This window comes from Actinomadura luzonensis, from assembly GCF_022664455.2.
In the GTDB taxonomy this organism is placed as follows: domain Bacteria; phylum Actinomycetota; class Actinomycetes; order Streptosporangiales; family Streptosporangiaceae; genus Nonomuraea; species Nonomuraea luzonensis.
The window spans coordinates 4,481,872-4,499,439 of the sequence record NZ_JAKRKC020000001.1; the positions used below are offsets into that span (position 1 = coordinate 4,481,872).

Annotated in this window: 17 protein-coding genes and 1 pseudogene; 8 read left to right on the forward strand and 10 right to left on the reverse strand. The window is 70.7% G+C overall.

Going from position 1 to position 17,568, the window contains the following annotated elements; genetic code table 11:
- Positions 1–51: 51 nt before the first annotated feature.
- Entirely contained in the window at positions 52–396 is a 345-nt protein-coding gene (locus tag MF672_RS21455; protein ID WP_242379272.1) for a hypothetical protein, read from the reverse strand.
- Between the two features lie 74 nt (positions 397–470).
- Between MF672_RS21455 and MF672_RS21460 the strand changes: the two genes are divergently transcribed.
- A complete protein-coding gene (locus tag MF672_RS21460) occupies positions 471–1,091 on the forward strand; it encodes a YigZ family protein (RefSeq protein ID WP_242379270.1) in 621 nt (206 codons plus the stop codon).
- A gap of 64 nt (positions 1,092–1,155) precedes the next feature.
- Here the strand turns inward: MF672_RS21460 and MF672_RS21465 are convergent, their stop codons facing one another.
- Positions 1,156–2,403: an isochorismate synthase gene (locus MF672_RS21465; protein ID WP_242379268.1), complete on the reverse strand. Its 1,248-nt coding sequence runs from the start codon at positions 2,401–2,403 to the stop codon at positions 1,156–1,158.
- Positions 2,404–2,623: 220 nt separating this feature from the next.
- Here MF672_RS21465 and MF672_RS21470 point away from each other — a divergent pair, with 220 nt between their 5' ends.
- The gene (locus MF672_RS21470) at positions 2,624–3,460 is read left to right on the forward strand and encodes a GDSL-type esterase/lipase family protein (RefSeq protein ID WP_242379266.1); all 837 of its coding nucleotides are present in this window, start codon (positions 2,624–2,626) and stop codon (positions 3,458–3,460) included.
- Between the two features lie 9 nt (positions 3,461–3,469).
- On the opposite strand, the gene MF672_RS21475 is transcribed toward MF672_RS21470, so the two are convergent.
- The gene (locus MF672_RS21475; RefSeq protein ID WP_242379264.1) at positions 3,470–4,183 is read right to left on the reverse strand and encodes an HNH endonuclease family protein; all 714 of its coding nucleotides are present in this window, start codon (positions 4,181–4,183) and stop codon (positions 3,470–3,472) included.
- Positions 4,184–4,255: 72 nt separating this feature from the next.
- Between MF672_RS21475 and crcB the strand changes: the two genes are divergently transcribed.
- Both crcB and MF672_RS21485 read left to right on the forward strand, forming a co-directional pair.
- Positions 4,256–4,717: a fluoride efflux transporter CrcB gene (gene crcB / locus MF672_RS21480; RefSeq protein ID WP_242379262.1), complete on the forward strand. Its 462-nt coding sequence runs from the start codon at positions 4,256–4,258 to the stop codon at positions 4,715–4,717.
- Complete coding sequence (locus MF672_RS21485; RefSeq protein WP_242379260.1) at positions 4,714–5,073, forward strand: fluoride efflux transporter FluC; 360 nt, start codon at positions 4,714–4,716, stop codon at positions 5,071–5,073. The genes crcB and MF672_RS21485 overlap by 4 nt, the downstream gene beginning before the upstream one ends.
- A gap of 7 nt (positions 5,074–5,080) precedes the next feature.
- Here MF672_RS21485 and MF672_RS21490 read toward each other — a convergent pair whose 3' ends face one another.
- From MF672_RS21490 to MF672_RS21510, 5 genes are all read right to left on the reverse strand, one after another.
- Positions 5,081–5,920 carry a metallophosphoesterase family protein gene (locus MF672_RS21490; protein WP_242379258.1) on the reverse strand — a complete coding sequence of 280 codons (840 nt, stop codon included), beginning with the start codon at positions 5,918–5,920 and terminating at the stop codon, positions 5,081–5,083.
- Between the two features lie 192 nt (positions 5,921–6,112).
- Positions 6,113–7,072, reverse strand: coding sequence for an alpha/beta hydrolase (locus MF672_RS21495; protein WP_242379322.1), 960 nt, complete (start codon positions 7,070–7,072; stop codon positions 6,113–6,115).
- 118 nt (positions 7,073–7,190) lie between these two features.
- Entirely contained in the window at positions 7,191–7,946 is a 756-nt protein-coding gene (locus MF672_RS21500) for an ATP-binding cassette domain-containing protein (RefSeq protein WP_242379256.1), read from the reverse strand.
- The gene (locus MF672_RS21505; protein ID WP_242379254.1) at positions 7,943–8,977 is read right to left on the reverse strand and encodes an ABC transporter permease; all 1,035 of its coding nucleotides are present in this window, start codon (positions 8,975–8,977) and stop codon (positions 7,943–7,945) included. The genes MF672_RS21500 and MF672_RS21505 overlap by 4 nt, the downstream gene beginning before the upstream one ends.
- A complete protein-coding gene (locus tag MF672_RS21510; protein WP_242379252.1) occupies positions 8,974–9,960 on the reverse strand; it encodes a sugar ABC transporter substrate-binding protein in 987 nt (328 codons plus the stop codon). Before MF672_RS21510 ends, MF672_RS21505 begins: the two co-directional genes overlap by 4 nt.
- A gap of 428 nt (positions 9,961–10,388) precedes the next feature.
- Here MF672_RS21510 and MF672_RS21515 point away from each other — a divergent pair, with 428 nt between their 5' ends.
- Complete coding sequence (locus MF672_RS21515) at positions 10,389–11,741, forward strand: IS256 family transposase (protein WP_247815366.1); 1,353 nt, start codon at positions 10,389–10,391, stop codon at positions 11,739–11,741.
- A gap of 195 nt (positions 11,742–11,936) precedes the next feature.
- Positions 11,937–13,581, forward strand: a pseudogene (locus tag MF672_RS21520) (IS1182 family transposase).
- A 48-nt stretch (positions 13,582–13,629) separates the two neighbouring features.
- On the opposite strand, the gene MF672_RS21525 reads toward MF672_RS21520, so the two are convergent.
- On the reverse strand, positions 13,630–13,953 hold the full coding sequence (locus MF672_RS21525) for a transposase (RefSeq protein WP_407654735.1): 324 nt from the start codon (positions 13,951–13,953) through the stop codon (positions 13,630–13,632).
- A gap of 116 nt (positions 13,954–14,069) precedes the next feature.
- Between MF672_RS21525 and MF672_RS21530 the strand changes: the two genes are divergently transcribed.
- Together MF672_RS21530 and MF672_RS21535 are read left to right on the forward strand one after the other, a co-directional pair.
- Positions 14,070–14,438, forward strand: coding sequence for a transposase (locus MF672_RS21530; RefSeq protein ID WP_302893244.1), 369 nt, complete (start codon positions 14,070–14,072; stop codon positions 14,436–14,438).
- Between the two features lie 58 nt (positions 14,439–14,496).
- On the forward strand, positions 14,497–15,345 hold the full coding sequence (locus MF672_RS21535) for an IS3 family transposase (RefSeq protein WP_302893303.1): 849 nt from the start codon (positions 14,497–14,499) through the stop codon (positions 15,343–15,345).
- A 560-nt stretch (positions 15,346–15,905) separates the two neighbouring features.
- Here the strand turns inward: MF672_RS21535 and MF672_RS21540 are convergent.
- Positions 15,906–17,273 (reverse strand): IS256 family transposase, encoded by a 1,368-nt coding sequence (locus MF672_RS21540; protein ID WP_247815236.1) that lies wholly within the window; start codon positions 17,271–17,273, stop codon positions 15,906–15,908.
- Positions 17,274–17,568: the final 295 nt, after the last annotated feature.

The following is a 17,568-nucleotide window of genomic DNA, read 5'->3' on the forward strand; positions in this document are numbered from 1 at the left end:
GCGATGAACGTTATGCCGGATTCCACCGGCAGCACACGGGCCGCCGCGCGGTCAGAGGCCGTAGCCGCTCACCGAAGACCGCGGCAACATCGCGGCCACCTCCCGGCTCAGCGCCGGGTCGTCGCCGAAGGCCGCCACGATCGCCGACCGCAGCGCCGCGTGCGCGGGCACGTCGTCCGGTTTGGCCTCCGCCACCTGCGCGACCAGGCCCCGCGACCAGGCGTCGCCGCGGCCGAAGACCCGCTGCAGCAGCCGGGTGCCGAGGGCGACCGGCGTGTCGGCGGCCAGCTCGCTGGTCTTGGCCAGCACGCTCGCGCCGTACGCGCCGATGGCGGCGGTGGCGAAGGGCATGACGTCGTCGGCGACGTCCGTGAACGTTTCCGTGGAGCTTCCCATGAGACCCTCCCCTGAGGTCTTGAAGGAGATGGTAGCTCGCGGCACCCCGGAGGCTAGGGCATACCCTGTCGAATGTGCCTGCCCCGTACCTCACACTCCTGACCACCGTCGAACACGAGACCGAGGTGCGGCGCTCGCGCTTCGTCTGCGCGGTCGCGCCCGCGCGCAGCGTGGAGGAGGCGGCGGCGTTCATCGCGGAGCGGCGGCGCGAGCACGCGGGGGCGAGCCACAACTGCTCGGCCTACGTCATCGGGCAGCGCGTGCAGAAGGGCGACGACGACGGCGAGCCCGGCGGCACCGCCGGCACGCCCATGGTGCAGGCGCTGACCGGCCGCGGCTACAACGACGTGGTGGCGGTGGTGACCCGCTACTTCGGCGGCGTGCTGCTCGGCGCGGGCGGGCTGGTGCGCGCCTACGGCTCGGCCGTCACCGAGACCCTCGACCGGGCCGAGCCGGTGCGGATGGTGCCGGCCAGGCGGGTGCGCGTGGCCGTCGCGCACGACCAGGCCGGCCGGGTGGAGAACGACCTGCGGGCCTCGCGGTACGCGGTCGAGGACGTCGCCTACGCCGACCGGGTCACCTTCAGCGTGGCGGTCGGCGAGGACGAGGTGGCGGCGTTCGCCGACTGGGTGGCGACGCTGACCGCCGGCCGCGCGCGGGTGGAGCCCGGCGAGGACGTGCACGTCCGCGCCTGAGCCCGGCGGCAGGAGCGCGACGCGAGGAGGAGGGCGGGCGCGGCGCGGAGGAGGGCGGGCGCGCTCACCCCTCCAGCGCGTACTGCATGACGCGGAACTTGGCCTGCGCCTCGGCCAGCTCGGCGGCCGGGTCGGAGTCGCCCATGATGCCGCCGCCGGCGAACAGCCGCGCCCGCCGCCCCCTGATCAGCCCGGAGCGCAGCGCGATGCCCCACTCCCCGTCGCCGTGGGCGTCGATCCAGCCCACGGGGCCGGCGTAGCCGGCGCGGTCCATGCCCTCCAGCTCGCGGATGACCTTGATGGCGAGGTCGGTGGGGGTGCCGCCGACGGCCGCGGTGGGGTGCATGGCGGCGACCACGTCGAGCACCGACGCCCCGTCGGCCAGCCGCCCGGTGACGTGGCTGGCCAGGTGCTGGACGTTGGGCAGCACCAGCAGCTCGGGCTCGTCGGGCGTCTTCAGCGCCGAGCACAGCGGCCCGAGCGCGGTGCGGACGGAGGCGATCGCGCACTCGTGCTCGTGCCGGTCCTTGGCGGAGGCGAGCAGCGCCTTGCCGCGCGCGAGGTCGTCGGCCGCGCCGGTGCCGCGCGCGGTGGTGCCGGCCAGCACCAGCGACTCGATCTCCTGCCCCGTGCGCCGGATCAGCAGCTCGGGTGTGGCCCCGACCAGGCCCGCCACCGAGAACGTGTAGCACTCGGGGTAGCGCCGGGCCAGCCGCGCCAGCAGCAGCCGCACGTCGATGGCGCGTTCGGCGGTGGCGACCAGGTCACGGGCGAGCACCACCTTCTCCAGCTCGCCGTCGCGGATGCGGGCCGCGGCGCGGGCCACCACGTGCTCCCACTCGGGCGCGGTGAGGCTGCCGTCGCCGTAGCTGATGCGGCCGGGGTCGAGGACCGGCGTGACGGTCTCCAGCGGCGCGTCGCCGACCGTGGTCAGCCAGGCGCGGCCGCCCCGGCGGGCCAGCACGGCCTGCGGCACGACCAGGACCGAGCCCGGCGCGTCCTCGTCGAAGGTGAAGCTGCCGAAGGCGACGGGCCCGGACCCGGGGACGCGCTCCGCACCGCCCGGCCCGGCCCCGGCCTCGATCTCGGCCCTGCCGAGCACGCCGGCCAGCCACTCGCGGGCCCAGGCGAACCGGCCGGGGCCCGGCGGCACCGCGACGCGGGCGGCCTCCCCCCAGCCGACGATCCCCTCACCGTTCCTGATCCAGGCGTAAGGGGACGACCTGGGCAGGGAGGCCAGCAGGTCGCCGGGATCGCCGACCAGTGTGGTGCGAACCGGCAGCGGGCGGGTTGTTCCGAGCGCGACACTCACTCAAGACATGCTATGCGGGACCTGAACATGTTCGACTCTGACCCCCGTGAATGCCACGTTACGGCAAGCGAACCGGGGAAAAACCGGATGTCGCGGTGGATCGGCCCGCAACCCGGCCAGGCTTCGGCCTGTCAAGCCGCCATATGAAGTCGGTCCCGAAACGGCAGAGCTACCCCGAACATGATGGCCGGGACCCGGCCCGCTCTCTACCTTGATGTCCATGATCGGTCGCCTGGCCCCTGTCCTCGCCGCAGCAGTCGTCCTCACCGGTTCGGGCACGGCCGCCCAGGCCGCCGCCGCCCAGCCGGCCCCCGAGGTGATGGCCGCCCTCGGCGACTCCATCTCCACCGGCTTCAACGCCTGCGGCTGGTACGTCTCCTGCACCTCGCGCTCGTGGTCGGCGGGCGACAACACCGCCGTCGCCAGCCACTACACCCGCCTGTCGAAGCTGTCTGGAACGCTCCAGGGCCACAACCTCAACTACGCCGTCCCCGGCGCGACCAGCGCCGACCTGCTCGGCCAGATGCGCAAGGCGGTCGCGGCCAAGGCCGACTACGTGACGATCCTCATCGGCGCCACCGACGCCTGCGTGCGCACCGAGCAGGCCATGACGCCGGTCGCCACCTACCGCCGCCGGCTGGAGGCCGCGCTGTCCGAGCTGCGCGCCGGGGTGCCGCAGGCCCGGGTGCTGTTCGCCAGCATCCCCGACCTGCGCCGGCTGTGGCAGGCCGGCAAGGACAACCCGGTGGCCCGCACCTTCTGGACCGTCGGCCGCATCTGCCCCACCATGTTGGCCGACCCGTCGTCGATGAAGAAGGCCGACGTCGAGCGCCGCGCCCGGGTGCGCGCCCGGGTGATGGCCTACAACCGGGCCGCGGCCGAGGTCTGCGCCGCCTACGGCCCGCAGTGCGACACCGACGGCGGCGCCGTGTTCGGCTACCCGTTCACGCTGGAGCACGTCAGCAAGTGGGACTTCTTCCACCCCAGCGCGGCCGGGCAGCGGGTGCTGGCCGCGCAGACCTTCGGCCACGGCTTCGAGTGGATCGACCCGCGCTGAGCGGCCGCCTCACCGGCACTGGGCCAGCATCGCCTTCTTGTCGGCCGGGGTGACCGGCACGCCGTACTTCACCGCGACCTGCGCGAAGCGGGTGACGTAGGCGCAGCGCACCCGCCGCTGGGGCGGCAGCCAGCCCGACGGGCCGGCGGCGTCCTTCTGCTCGTTGGCGTCGCCGTCCACCGGCAGCAGGTTGAGCGGGTCGTTGGCGAAGTCGAGCCGCTTGGACATCGGCCAGCGCGGCGCCCCCATCCGCCAGCCGTAGTTGAGCGGCACCACGTGGTCCACCTGCACCTCGTCGGCGTTGTCCTTGTGCCAGTGGATGATCCGGCCGGTGTAGGGGTCCTCCAGCGTCATCGACACGACCTCGCAGCGCGAGCCGGCGCGGTACTCCACGTCCCGGCCGTCGCGGGCCAGCAGGTCGTCGCGGGTGCGGCAGCCGTTGCGCGCGTACGGCACGCCGCTCGCCGTGTCGGCCCAGTTCTCGCCGTACCGGGTGCGTTCGTAGCCGGCGTTGGAGCCGAGGCCCCGGGTGGGGAGCCGCTGGATGAGGGCGCGTGCCCGGGCCCTGTCGGCGTTGGAGATGATGGGAGCCAGACCGGGTAACGTGCCGCTGGCGTTGCCCAGGGGGCTGGCCGCCGTGGCGGGCGGCGTCCTGGCGGTGCCGACGAAGGAAACGGCGATGATGGCTCCTGCGAGAAGGGCGAGGGCGTCCTTCGTGCTCAATCGGGCCTCCGAGCGCTTCCAGATCTCTAGGGAAATTCCCGGCTTGAGTTGTTCTGACACGGGGAGGGTTGTGTGACCGAACGCCCTATCGATCCGGACGTCGATCTCCACGTCCCGGCGCAGCGCGCCGAGCTGCACTGGCCGGTCCTGGCCGCCATCGCCGCCGGGGGCGCGCTCGGGGCGCTGGCCCGGTACGGCGCGCAGTCCGCGCTGCCGGCCCCGCCGGGCGGCTTCCCGTGGGCGACGTTCGCGGTCAACGTCACGGGCTGCCTGCTCATCGGCGTGCTCATGGTGGTGATCACCGAGGTGCGGCGGGCGCACCGGCTCGTCCGGCCGTTCCTCGGCGTGGGGGTGCTCGGCGGCTACACGACGTTCTCCACGTACGTGGTGGACGTGCAGCGCACGCTCGGCGCGGGCGCGCCGGTGACCGCGCTGGTCTACCTCGCCGGCACGATGGCGGCCGCGCTGGCCGCCGTCGCGACCGGCATGTGGCTGGCCCGCCGGGCCGCCGGGGCGCGGGCGGCGGTGCGATGACGCTGCTGCTCGTCGTCGTGGGCGCGGCCGTCGGGGCGCCGCTCCGCTACCTGGCCGACCGGGCCGTGCAGGCCCGCCACGACACCGTCTTCCCCTGGGGGACGCTCACGGTCAACGTCGCCGGCTCGGCGCTGCTCGCCTTCCTCGCCGCGCTGCCCGCCCAGGGCGCGGTGATGGCACTGGCCGGCACCGGTTTCTGCGGGGCGCTGACGACGTACTCGACGCTCGGCTACGAGACGGTGCGGCTGCTGGAGGAGGGCGCCCGCTTCCACGCGGTCGCCAACGCGGCCGCCAGCATCGTCGCCGGTCTCGGCGCCGCCTCCTGCGGCGCCGCCCTCGCCCAGGCGCTCGCCTGAGCGCCCGCTACGGCAGGACGTCGCGCAGCAGGCGGGCGCGGGGCGGGCGGCGCTGCCACTCGCGGGGGTAGCCGAGCGAGACCTCCTCGAACCGCACCCCGTCGTAGGTGGTGACGCGCGGGATGTGCAGGTGGCCGTAGATCATGGCGGCGGTCGGGTAGCGGCGGTGCCAGTCGCGGGTGGCGTCGGTGCCGCACCACTGCGCGAACTCCGGGAACCACAGCACGTCCGTCGGCTCGCGCACCAGCGGGTAGTGGTTGACGAACACCAGCGGCAAGCCGTCGGCGGGCAGGGCGGCGAGGCGGGCCTCGGTGGCCGCCACCCGGGCCCGGCACCAGGCGTCGCGGCTCGGGTACGGGTCGGGGTGCAGCAGGTACTCGTCGGTGCAGACCACGCCGGTGCCGCGGGCGTACTCCAGCGCCTCCTCCTTGGAGGCGGTGCCCGGCGGCAGCCACGTGTAGTCGTAGAGCAGGAACAGCGGCACGATCCGCACCGGACCGCCCGGCCCCTCCCACAGCGGGTACGGGTCCTCGGGCGTGAGGACGCCCAGCTCGCGGCACATCGCGACCAGGTGCTCGTAGCGCGCCACGCCCCGCAGCTCGGGCGGGTCGCCGCGCGGGGTCCACAGCTCGTGGTTGCCCGGCGTCCACACCACCCGCTCGAACCGGCCCGCGAGCAGCCGCAGCGCCCAGCCGATGTCCTCCAGCCGGTCGGCGACGTCGCCCGCGACCAGCAGCCAGTCGCCGGGGGTGAGCGGCTTCAGGTCCTCGACGATCTCGCGGTTCTCTGCGTAGGAGACGTGCAGGTCGCTGATGGCGAGCAGGCCGCCGTCGGGGTGGGCGGGCAAGGGCGGTGCCTCCTTCCGGCCCGGCCTTCCCGCGGCCCGGCCTCCGGCTGCCACGAGCATGCCACGACAGGCCCCGCTCCCCCACCCCCTGGGCGGGCCTGGAGGCGGCCGGGGCCCGCTGGCCCCGGCCGGCGGCGGGTAATAAGGGGCCGCTCCGCAGCAGCTCCCGGCCGTGCCTCCGGACCCGGTAGATCAAGAATGCAGCCAGTTCCGCAGCGCGTGGACGGCCAGGCCCATCGCGGCCTTGTTGGCGTTGGTGTCGCGCAGCAGGTCGATCATCGCGAAGTCGTGGACCATCCCGGCCAGCCGGACCGCGGTCACGTCCACGCCCGCCTCGCGCAGCCGGGCCGCGTACGCCTCGCCCTCGTCGCGCAGCACGTCCGCCTCGCCGTTGAGGACGAGCGCGGGCGGCAGGCCGCGCAGCTCCTCGTCACCGGCGCGCAGCGGCGAGGCGTGGCTGTCGGCGCGCTGCGCCGGGTCGGTCGTGTACTGGTCCCAGAACCACTTCATGCCGTCGCGGTTGAGGTAGTAGCCGGTGGCGAACTGCTGGTAGGACTCGGTGTCGAAGTTCGCGTCGGTGACGGGGTAGAACAGCACCTGGCCGCGCAGCCGCACGTCGCCGCGCTCCTTGGCCATGAGGGCCAGCACGGCGGACATGTTGCCGCCCACCGAGTCGCCGGCCACGGCCATGCGGTCCGGGTCGAGGCCCTTCTCGCGGCCGTGCTCCATCACCCACTGCGCGGCGGCGTAGTTCTGCTCGATCTGGGTGGGGTACTTCGCCTCCGGGGCGCGGTCGTACTCGGGGAAGACCACGGCCGCGTCGCAGTGCACGGCGAGCTCCCGCACCAGGCGGTCGTGGGTGTGGGCCGAGCCGAACACCCAGCCGGCGCCGTGGATGTAGAAGATCACCGGCAGGGTGCCGGTGGCGCCGCGCGGCTTGACGATGCGCACCGGGACGATGCCCGTCGGGCCGCCCTGAACCTGGATCCACTCCTCGTCGATGTCCGGCTTGGGGACGTTCGGGTCGGACTGGACCTTCTCCAGCACCTCGCGCCCCTGCTCCGGCGGCAGCTCGTAGATGAAGGGGCGCTTGGAGTTCGCCTCGGCGAACTCCCGCGCCGCCGGCTCCAGCACGACCTTCTTGTTGATCATCGTGGTCACGGGCGACTCTCCGGGCTCTCGATTACGGCACGCCGAAGTGGTCGTACCTCCGCCCGTCTCCAGCGGACCGCCCGGAACCGTCAATTCCGCCCCAAGCCCGCCCGGCCCCTCACTCGCGGCGGAGCTCGTGCGCCAGCTCCTCCAGCTCGGCCCCGCCCGCCATGAGCGCGGTCAGCTCCTGCGGGGTGATGTCGGCCTTGCCGTGCTCGCCCAGGCTCGTCCCCCGGTTGAGCAGCAGGAACCGGTCGCCCACCGGGTAGGCGTGGTGCGGGTTGTGGGTGATGAAGACCACGGCGAGGCCCCGGTCGCGGGCGCGGGCGATGTAGCGCAGCACCACCCCGGCCTGCTTGACGCCGAGCGCGGACGTCGGCTCGTCCAGGATGAGCACCCGAGCCCCGAAGTGCACCGCCCGCGCGATGGCGACCGACTGCCGCTCGCCGCCGGACAGCGTCCCGACCGGCTGGTCCACGTCCCGGATGTCGATGCCCATGGCCCGCAGCTCCTCGCGGGCCACCCGCCGGGCCTTGGCCACGTCGAAGGCCAGGCCCTTGCGCGGCTCGGAGCCGAGGAAGAAGTTGCGCCACACCGACATCAGCGGGATCATCGCCAGGTCCTGGTAGACGGTGGCGATGCCGCGGTCGAGGGCGTCGCGCGGGCTCGCCAGGCGCACCTCCCGGCCGTCCACCAGCAGCGTGCCCGTGTCGTGCTGGTGCACGCCCGACAGGATCTTGATGAGCGTCGACTTGCCGGCGCCGTTGTCGCCGAGCACGCACAGCACCTGCCCGGCCGCCACGCCCATCGACACCTCGCGCAGCGCCAGCACCGACCCGAACGTCTTGCCGATCCTCCGCGTCTCCAGGATCAATGCCGGACCTCCTCGGCGTAGCGGCGCACCAGCCGGTTGGCCAGCGTGGCCAGCAGCAGCATCGCGCCCAGGAAGAACTTGAACCAGTCGGCGTCCCAGCCGAGGAAGACGATGCCCTTGTCGGCCATGCCGAAGATGACCGCGCCGATCGCGGCGCCGACGGCCGAGCCGTAGCCGCCGGTCAGCAGGCAGCCGCCGATCACGGCCGCGATGATGTAGATGAACTCCTGGCCGATGCCGATGTTGGCCTGGACGCTGGTGTAGCGCAGCGCCAGGATCGAGCCGACCAGCCAGGCGGCGAACGCCGTGGTCATGAACAGCGCGATCTTCGTACGGGCCGCCGGCACGCCCACCGCCCGCGCGGCCCGCTCGTCGCCGCCGACCGCGAAGATCCAGTTGCCCGCGCGGGTGCGCATGAGCACCCACGTCGCCACGGCGGTGACCAGCAGCCACCACAGGATCGCCACCCGGTAGGAGGTGCCGCCGATCTCGATCGTGCCGGCCAGCAGCGCGCTCGCCCCCTCGAAACCGGCGGCCCGGCGCAGCCCGCCGACCTGCACGGTGCCGGTGATGGCCTTGGTGACGCCGAGGTTGACGCCCTGCAGCATGAGGAACGTGCCGAGCGTGACGATGAAGCTGGGCAGCCTGGTCCTGGTGACGATGAGCCCGTTGGCGAACCCGACGGCCAGCGCCACCACCAGCCCGGCCAGCATCGCCGTCCACACGTCGAACCCGAACCGGGTGGCCAGCGTGACCAGGATCAGCCCGCTGGTGCCGGTCAGCACGCCCGCCGACAGGTCGAACTCGCCGCCGATCATCAGCAGCGCCACCGCGACCGCCATGATGCCGAGCGTGGCGGCCGGGTCCAGCCAGTTGGCGATGCCGGCCGGCGAGCGGAACACCTCCGACTGGGCGGCGAAGAACGCGAACACCAGCACCGCGCCGACCACCGCCCCCAGCTCGGGGCGGATGAGCAGCCGGCGCGCCACACCGACCCGGGCGACCCGCTCGTCGGCCGCCGTGGCCGTCATCGGGTGCCCGCCGCCGCCAGCTTGGCCACCTGGTCGGCGTTGTCCTTGGTGACGAAGCCGGGCCCGGTGTTGACCGGCAGGCCGCCGCCGACGGTGTTGAGGTTGGCCGTGTAGAGGTGCAGGAACGTGATGGGCAGGTAGCCCTGGAGGTACTGCTGCTGGTCGACGGCGAACAGGATCTCGCCGGCCTTGACCGCGTCCACCACGTCGGCCGACAGGTCGAACGTGGCCAGCTTGGCCGGCGAGCCCGCGTCCTTGATCGCGTCCCTGGCGGCCACGGCGACCGCCGGGTTGAGCGCCAGCACGCCGTTGACCTGTTTGTCGGACTGGAGCTTGGCGGTGACCTTGGAGGTGACGTCGGCCAGGTTGCCGATGTCCACCTGGAGCCGCTCGACGGTGCCGCCGAGGGTCTGCTCGGCGCCCTTGCAGCGCTGGTCGAGGCCGATGTTGCCGGCCTCGTGGACGACGCACAGCAGCTTGGTGACGCCGGCCGCCTTGAGCTGCTCGCCCGCGCCGCGCCCGGCGACGTCCTCGGACTGGCCGACGTGGGTGAGGGCGCCGAACGCCTTGGAGGAGTCGGCCCCCGAGTTGATCGTCACGACGGGGATCTTCGCGGCGACGGCCTTGCCGATCGACTCCTTCAGCGCGTCCGGGTTGGCCATGGAGACCACCAGGCCGTCCACCTTCTCCGACACGGCCTGGTCGATGAGCTGCGACTGCTTGGCCGGGTCGCCGTCCCCCTGGTAGGTGACGGTCACGCCGTACTGCTTGCCGGCGGCCTCGGCGCCGTTCTTGACCACGTCCCAGAAGGCGTCGCCGGCGCCGCCGTGGGTGATGACGGCGTACTTGGCGCCGCCCCCGCCTTGTTGCGCCGGCGACGCGGCGGCCGGGGCGCTTTGCCCGCTCTGCCCTCCGCCAGAAGATGAGCAGCCGGTCAGGGCAAGCGCTCCCAGCAGGGCCAGCACGATCGGGGTACGTCTCACAGGACACCTCCAAGACCAACAGGCTTGGCCCGGTTCTACCCCAATGTCAACTCTTTGTATAGACATAAGGACAGACCCGTGATCCACACCAGCCCACCGCCTCCGCCCGGCACGTCAGGTCGTGGACGGGTGGCGTTCCGAACGCCTTGGCCACATGTTCTTCGGAGAGAAGTCAACTCACGTAGATGCCGCCTGCGTATCGACTTCTACATCTGGCCCGCCACTCTTTGCCCTGATCCGGCCAGGACGGCTGCCACTCGTGCGGCGGAGCCGGGCAGTCAGCGTGTCGCGATGGCGGGCTGCGTTCGAACGCCGAAAGGTACTCAACGGTTGCTCGAGGTCGCGTCCGAGATGCGGTGTAAAAGTGAACGAGCGTAGGTTGCCGTGCTGAACCGACCAAAGTTCGCACAACGCAAGGACCTACGCTCGTGGCACGCACACTACCGCCCGTTCAAGCCATCCGCGCCGAGATCGACGCCCTGTTCACCGAAGGCCGTGACCTGGTCGAGGTCATCGAGCACGTCGCCCGGCTCGGCGCCCGCCTGATCATCCAGACCGCCGTCGAAGCCGAGGTGGACGCCTTCCTCGGCCGCGCCCGCTACCAACGCGCCGCCACCATCTCCGCAGACAGCAGCGAAGAGACGACGGTGCGGCCTGGTCACCGCAACGGGCACTGCCCGACCACCGTCAAGACCACCAGCGGGCCGATCACCATCGCCCGCCCGAAGCTGCGCGGCACCACCAAGAAGTTCGCCTCCCGCCTGTTCGGCACCGGCGTCACCCGCACCCACGCGCTGGAAACCCTGGTCATCGCCTCCTTCGTGCGCGGCCTGTCGACGCGCGATGTCGAAGGCGCGCTGGCCGACGCGCTCGGCCCCGAGGCCGCCCTGTCCAAGTCGACGGTCTCCACGATCTGCCAGGCCATCGTCGCCGAGTACGACGCCTGGTGCCGCCGCGACCTTGCCGCGGTGGAGCTGGACTACCTGTTCCTGGACGCCTCACACTTCAAGATGCACGACGGGCAGCGGGCCGAGCCGATCCTGGCCGCCTGGGGCATCACCACCGAAGGCAAGCCCGTCTTCGTCGGCCTGGCCGCCGCCGGCTCCGAATCCACCGACGCCTGGCACGACTTCCTCACCGACCTGACCGCCCGCGGCCTGCGCCCACCCCTGCTGATCATCTCCGACGGCGCGCCCGGCCTGATCAGCGCCGCCGAGCAGGTGTTTGCCCGCTCGCTGCGCCAAAGGTGTCTGGTGCATCGCGCTAGAAATGTGCTGGCCAAGGTCAGCGCCGGCGACCAGGCCGAGGTGAAGGCCGCCTACTGGCAGATCTTCGACCTCGCCGAGCTGGGCGAGGACGTCAAGGTCGGTCAGCAGCTCGTCGACTGGGTGCAGCGGCGCATCGACGCCTTCGCCGACATGTGGGCCGGCCGCTATCCGGCAGCGGTCAAGTGCCTGCTCACCGACCGTCAGAGCCTGACCACCTACCTGCGCTTCCCCCTCGAGCACCACAAGCGCGTGCGGCACTCCAACTTCATCGAGCGCACCTTCGGCGAGACCCGCCGCCGCGTCAAGGTCATCGGCCGCTTCCCCGGCGAGACCAGCTGCGTGTCCCTGGTCTGGGCCGTACTGGACCGCGCCTCGCGGGGCTGGCGCGGCTTCACCATGACCAGCAAGGGCCTGCGCACCCTGCACGACCTCCGCCGAGCCCTGCTCCACCCGCCCACCCAGCTCCACCCGACCGACGACCCGGCCTTGGCACCCACCACCGAGGCCGCCTAAGATCCACCCACGGCACCTACCTCGTCGAGCTATTTACACCGCTCCGAGACACTGTTGGCGAATGCGGTGATCATCTAGTGCGGTCGGGTCGCGTCCTCGGAGGACACTGTTGGCGAATTGGCCAAAGAGCCCGGGCTGATCGGCCCGCCGAGCGCACGATGAGTGCATCCACCAGCATCGTGAAGGCTGATCAAGATGTCGCTTCATCCCCGTGTCCCGGGCGAGATCCCCGCTCAGACGGAGCTGATCGCCCACCGCGCTTTCCCCAAAGGCTGCCTGTGCATGCGTCTGCGTGACGCGCTCGGTCCGCTGTTCGCCGACCGAGACTTCCTCGACCTGTTCCCGCAGCGCGGCCGCCCGGCCTGGCCACCGCACCAGCTCGCGATCGTCTCGGTCCTGCAGTTCCTGGAGTCTCTCCGACCGGCAGGCGGCAGCCGCCGTCCGTGCCCGTATCGATTGGAAATACCTGCTCGGGCTGGAGCTGACCGATCCGGGATTCGATCATTCGGTGCTGAGTGAGTTCCGTGACCGCCAGTTCGCCGGCACTGCCCCGGAACACCTGCTGGACCTGGTCTTGGACCGGCTGCGCGAGCATGGCCTGCTGAAGCGGCCGGGTCGGCAGCGCACCGACTCCACTCACGTGCTGGCCGCGATCCGCCGGCTCAACCGGCTGGAAAACGTCGCCGAACATGTGCGCGCCGCGCTCAACGCCATCGCCACGGCCGAACCGGACTGGCTGGCCGCCTGGGTCCCGATGGTCTGGTTCGACCGCTACGCGCGACGCATCGAGGACTTCCGGCTGCCCCAGGACAAGGCCGAGCGCACCGCGTACGCCGAGCAGACCGGGCACGACGGCCGCACCCTGCTGCAGGCCCTCCACCACGCCGACACGCCCCGCCAACTCCGCGACCTCCCGGCCGTGCAGGCGCTTCGGATCACCTGGATCCACCAGTTCGTCACCGACGACGGCCAGATGCACCTGCGCGATGCCAAGGATCTGCCGCCCTCGCGCCAGCGCAACGCCTCCCCCTACGACGACCAGGCACGCCACAGCCTCAAGCGCAGCATCGGCTGGACCGGCTACAAGGTCCACTACAGCGAGACCTGCGACACCGACGCACCCCACCTGATCACCCACGTGGCCACCACCGACGCCACCGTCACCGACGTGGAGATGACCGCGGCCATCCAGAACGCGCTCATCCGCGCCGACCTGGCGCCCCGCGAGCATCTGCTCGACACCGGCTACATCAACGCCCAGCTCCTGACCACCGCGGCCGGCCCCGGCGCCACCGAACTGATCGGGCCGATCCGGCCGGACGTCTCCTGGCAGGCCAAAGCCGGACAGGGCTTCAGCCTGGACGACTTCACCATCGACTGGGACGCCGAGCACGCCACCTGCCCACAAGGTCACCGCAGCATCCGCTGGAAACCGCATCGCGGCCGCGCCGGACACCCCGCCATCCACATCGACTTCGACCAACGGCACTGCACTGCCTGCCCGGTCCGCGCCCAGTGCACCCGCTCGGCAAGCGCCGCCCGCGCCCTGACGCTGAGCACCCGCGACGAGCACGAGAGCATACGGCGAGCCCGTCAAGCGCAATCCACCACTGCGTGGCAGCGGCGCTACCAGCAACGCGCCGGCGTCGAAGCGGTGATCTCCCAAGCCTTACGCTGCTGTGGCCTGCGACGATCCCGCTACATCGGCCAGGACAAGACGCACCTGCAGCATGTGCTCACCGCCGCAGCCATCAACCTCATCCGCATCGACGCCTGGCTGACCGCAACCCCGCTGGCCAAAACCAGGATCTCCCCGTTCGCCCGGCTACGACCGCACTAGAACCGCATTCGCCAACAGTGTCCTCCGAGGACGCGACCCTGGACGACATCACGCCTTCAACTCGAATCGCCCCGCCTTCTCCCGGACCTGAAACCGCAGCAGGTCATGGATGGTCTTGTCGATGCCGTCCCTGCGCCAGGCGGTGTAGTAGTAGACCACTGCGCTACGAGGTGGCAGGTCGTGGGGCAGCATGTTCCACTGGCAGCCGGTGCGGCTCTGGTATAGCAGGGCGTTGACGATCTCGTGCATCTCGTATCTGCCCTGGTGGCCGCTGACCGAGGGGTGCACGGCCTTCCAGGCCGTGATGACCGGCTCGATCAGGGCCCACCGCTCATCGGATAAGTCGCTCGCGTATGGCTTGCGCTCAGTCACGCCGCCATCCCAGCACACCCACGCCCACCAGGCAGGCATAACGCTACAGATTCACTCAACCACACTGCGATATCACAGGCATGGACTCTCGAATCGCCCTCAGATGAGGTTGGGTCGTGGGAGGCACCAGGCGTAGGTTTGAACCGGAGTTCCGGGCGGGTGCGGTGCGCATCGTCAAGGAGACCGGCAAGCCCGTCGCGCACGTCGCGAAAGATCTTGGTATCAACGCCTACACGCTGCACAACTGGGTGCAGATGGACCGGCACGCCGCCGGCCAGGACGGCGGCAACGGCACGAGGAGTACGACGCTGAAGGAATCGGCGGCGGAGGAACTGGCCCGGCTGCGGCGGGAGAAGGCCGAGCTGGTCAAGCAGCATGCCCGGGAGAAGGCCGCCTGGGAGAAGCAGCGCGAGCAGCTGGAGGACGAGCGTGATGTCCTCAAGCGTTCGGTGGTCTTGTGGGTCAAAGAGGCGATGGGCCGGTGAGCGTGGCGGCCTTCATCTGCTCCCAGAAGACCGATCATGGCGTTGACCATGCTGTTCGCTGGGCGTCTCGCAGCCGTGGTTTTACAAGTGGCGGAGACGCATCGGCCAGGCCGCCCGACGGCGCGGCAGCAGCGGCGGGCGGCTGGATGAAGAGATCAAGCGCCTGTTCGAGGCCTCGGGCGGCACCTATGGCTCGCCCTGGATCACCCAGGACCTGCACGAGCTGGGCTGGAAGGTGTCGGAGAACACCGTGGCGTCGAGGATGGCCGAGCTCGGGCTGGCCAGTCGGCCGCCGAAGAAGCGCAGGTCGCTGACCCGGCAGGGCAAGCGAGTGGCGGCGCCGGACCTGGTCGGACGGAAGTTCACCGCGGTCGCGCCTGATGTGCTGTGGGTGGGCGATGGCACGATGATCGACACCGACGAGGGGCCGCTGTACCTGGCCACGGTCGAGAATCTGTTCTCTCGCCGGCTGCTCGGTTATGCGATGTCGGAGCATCACGACGCGGCGCTGACGGTCGCTTCGCTGCAGATGGCGGTCGCGACCCGGGGCGGCGACGTGGACGGGGTGATCTTTCACTCGGATCGCGGGTCGGAGTACACTGCCGCCCGCTACCAGGCCGAATGCCGTACGCATGGAGTGGTGCAGTCGATGGGCCGGGTGGGATGTGCGCTCGACAATGCCGCCTCGGAGGCGTTCAACAGCACGCTCAAGGTTGAGTACGTGCACCGGCAGCGTTTTCGGACGCGGGCGGAGGCTCGGCTGAAGATCGCGACTTGGATCACCGATTTCTACAACGTCAGGCGGCGGCACAGTGCCAACGATGGGCTTCCGCCCGTCACATTCGAGCGTCACATGATCGAGAAGAGGCAAGCGTCAATGGCCCTGCTGAGGGCTGCTGTGGCATAGGACCGTCTCTACGCTTTGAGGGGATTGACACGCGGCTGCAGGTGGAGCCGCGCCATCGCTGTCGTGGGGCGTGTCGAACAGGTCCAGGGGGTGGGAAAGCCAGGAAGGCCGATCACGATGGCGGCCAAAGCCAGGGACAGAATGCCCGCTGACAGGATGGTGATCTTTAGGAGTGATGCGGGAAGACGACGGCGTTTGGGAGGCAGCGAAGACGACTGCGCTGTCACGTGAGAGAGCGCTGTCCGATCGATGCCATCCTGATCCCTTCTGTCGATCTCTTGGAATCGGCTCGATCTAGCCACGAGACGCCTGTGCTCGTCAAGGCGGCTGTCAGCATTCGGACCCGCGTTGCCCGAAGCATGGAGTCCGGGCCAGGGATAGTGGCGACCAGGTCCGGAATCCAGGGCGAGAGGTTGAGGGACTTCCGGGGGAGGATTTTGGTGGGCTGGCATTGGTGAGGGGCCCGGCGTCACGGCCGATGAGGTGACGTGGTGCCATGCCTGGGTCGCGTCTTCGGAGCGGTGTAAAAGGCTCAACGAGGTAGGTGCCGTGGAGCGATCTTAGGCGGCCACCGTGTCGGGTGTCGACTCGGCCGTCGTGGTGCTGGTCGGGCGAAGCTGGGCGGGCGGGTGGAGCAGGGCACGGCGCAGGTCTTGAAGGATGCGCAGGCCCTTGCTGGTCATGGCGAAGCCGCGCCAGCCTCGCGCGGCCCGGTCCAGCACCGCCCACACGAGGGAGACGCAGGAGGTCTCGCCGGGGAAGCGGCCGATGACCTTGACGCGGCGGCGGGTCTCCCCGAAGGTGCGCTCGATGAAGTTGGAGTGGCGGATGCGTTTGTGGTGCTCGGGCGGGAAGCGCAGGTAGGTGGTCAGGCTCTGCCGGTCGGTCAGCAGGCTCTTGACCGCGGCCGGGTAGCGTCCGCCCCAGGTCTCGGCGAAGGCGTCGATGCGGGCCTGTACCCAGGCCACCAGGGCCGGGCCGGGCTCGATCTCCGTGCCGTCGTTGTTCAGGCTGCTGGTGTCGAAGATGTTCCAGAAGGCGGCCTTGACCTCGGCCTGGTCGCCGGCGCTGACCTTCGACAGGACGTTGCGGCATTTGTGGATCACACAGCGCTGGCGCAGCGAGCGGGGAAATGCCTGCTCGGCAGCGGCGATGAGGCCGGGCGCGCCGTCGGAGATGACCAGGAGCGGCGGACGCAGCCCGCGGATGGCCAGGTCGGTTAGGAAGTCGTGCCAGGCGTCGGTCGACTCGGCCGCGGCGGCCGACAGGCCGATGAAGACGGGTTTGCCCTCGGTGGTGATGCCCCAGGCGGCCAGCACCGGCTCGGCGCGCTGGCCGTCGTGCATCTTGAAGTGGCTGGCGTCCAGGAACAGGTAGTCCAGCTCGATGCCGGTCAGGTCGCGCCGGCTCCAGGCGTCGTACTCGGCGACGATGGCCTGGCAGATGGTCGAGACCGTCGACTTCGACAGTGCTGCCTCGGGGCCGAGGGCATCGGCCAGGGCGCCTTCGACGTCGCGCACGGACAAGCCACGCACGAAGGAGGCGATGACCAGGGTCTCCAGGGCGTTGGTGCGGGTCACGCCGGTGCCGAACAGGCGGGAGGCGAACGCCTCGGTGGTGCCGCGCAGCTTGGGCCGTGCGATGGTGACGGCTCCGGTGGTGGTCTTGATGGTGGTGGGGCAGTGCCCGTTGCGGTGGCCAGGTCGTACCACGGTCTCCTCTTCGCCGCTGCCGGTGACGGCGGCGGCGCGCTGGTAGCGGGCGCGGCCGAGGAAAGCGTCCACCTCGGCCTCGACGGCGGTCTGGATGATCAGGCGGGCGCCGAGCCGGGCGACGTCCTCGATGACCTCGACCAGGTCACGGCCTTCGGCGAACAGGGCGTCGATCTCGGCGCGGATGGCCTGAACGGGCGGTAGTGTGCGTGCCACGAGCGTAGGTCCTTGCGTAGTGCGAACTTTGGACGGTTCAGCACGGCAACCTACGCTCGTTCCCTTTTACACTGCATCTCGGACGCGACCCCATGCCTGACCCTTTCGTGCGGCGCGAGACCGCATTGATCTACGCATGGGACGCAGGCGCACGTCAAGAGGTTAGGCGTGGCTGTGATCTGGTAATTCGGTCTGCTTGTTAGTTAGCTGTGAAGTTGCTGGGAGTCGGAGATTTCCAGCCTTGTGTCAGGTTCTTCCGTGATCTGCGGTGTTTACGCACCGTCACATTGACCGC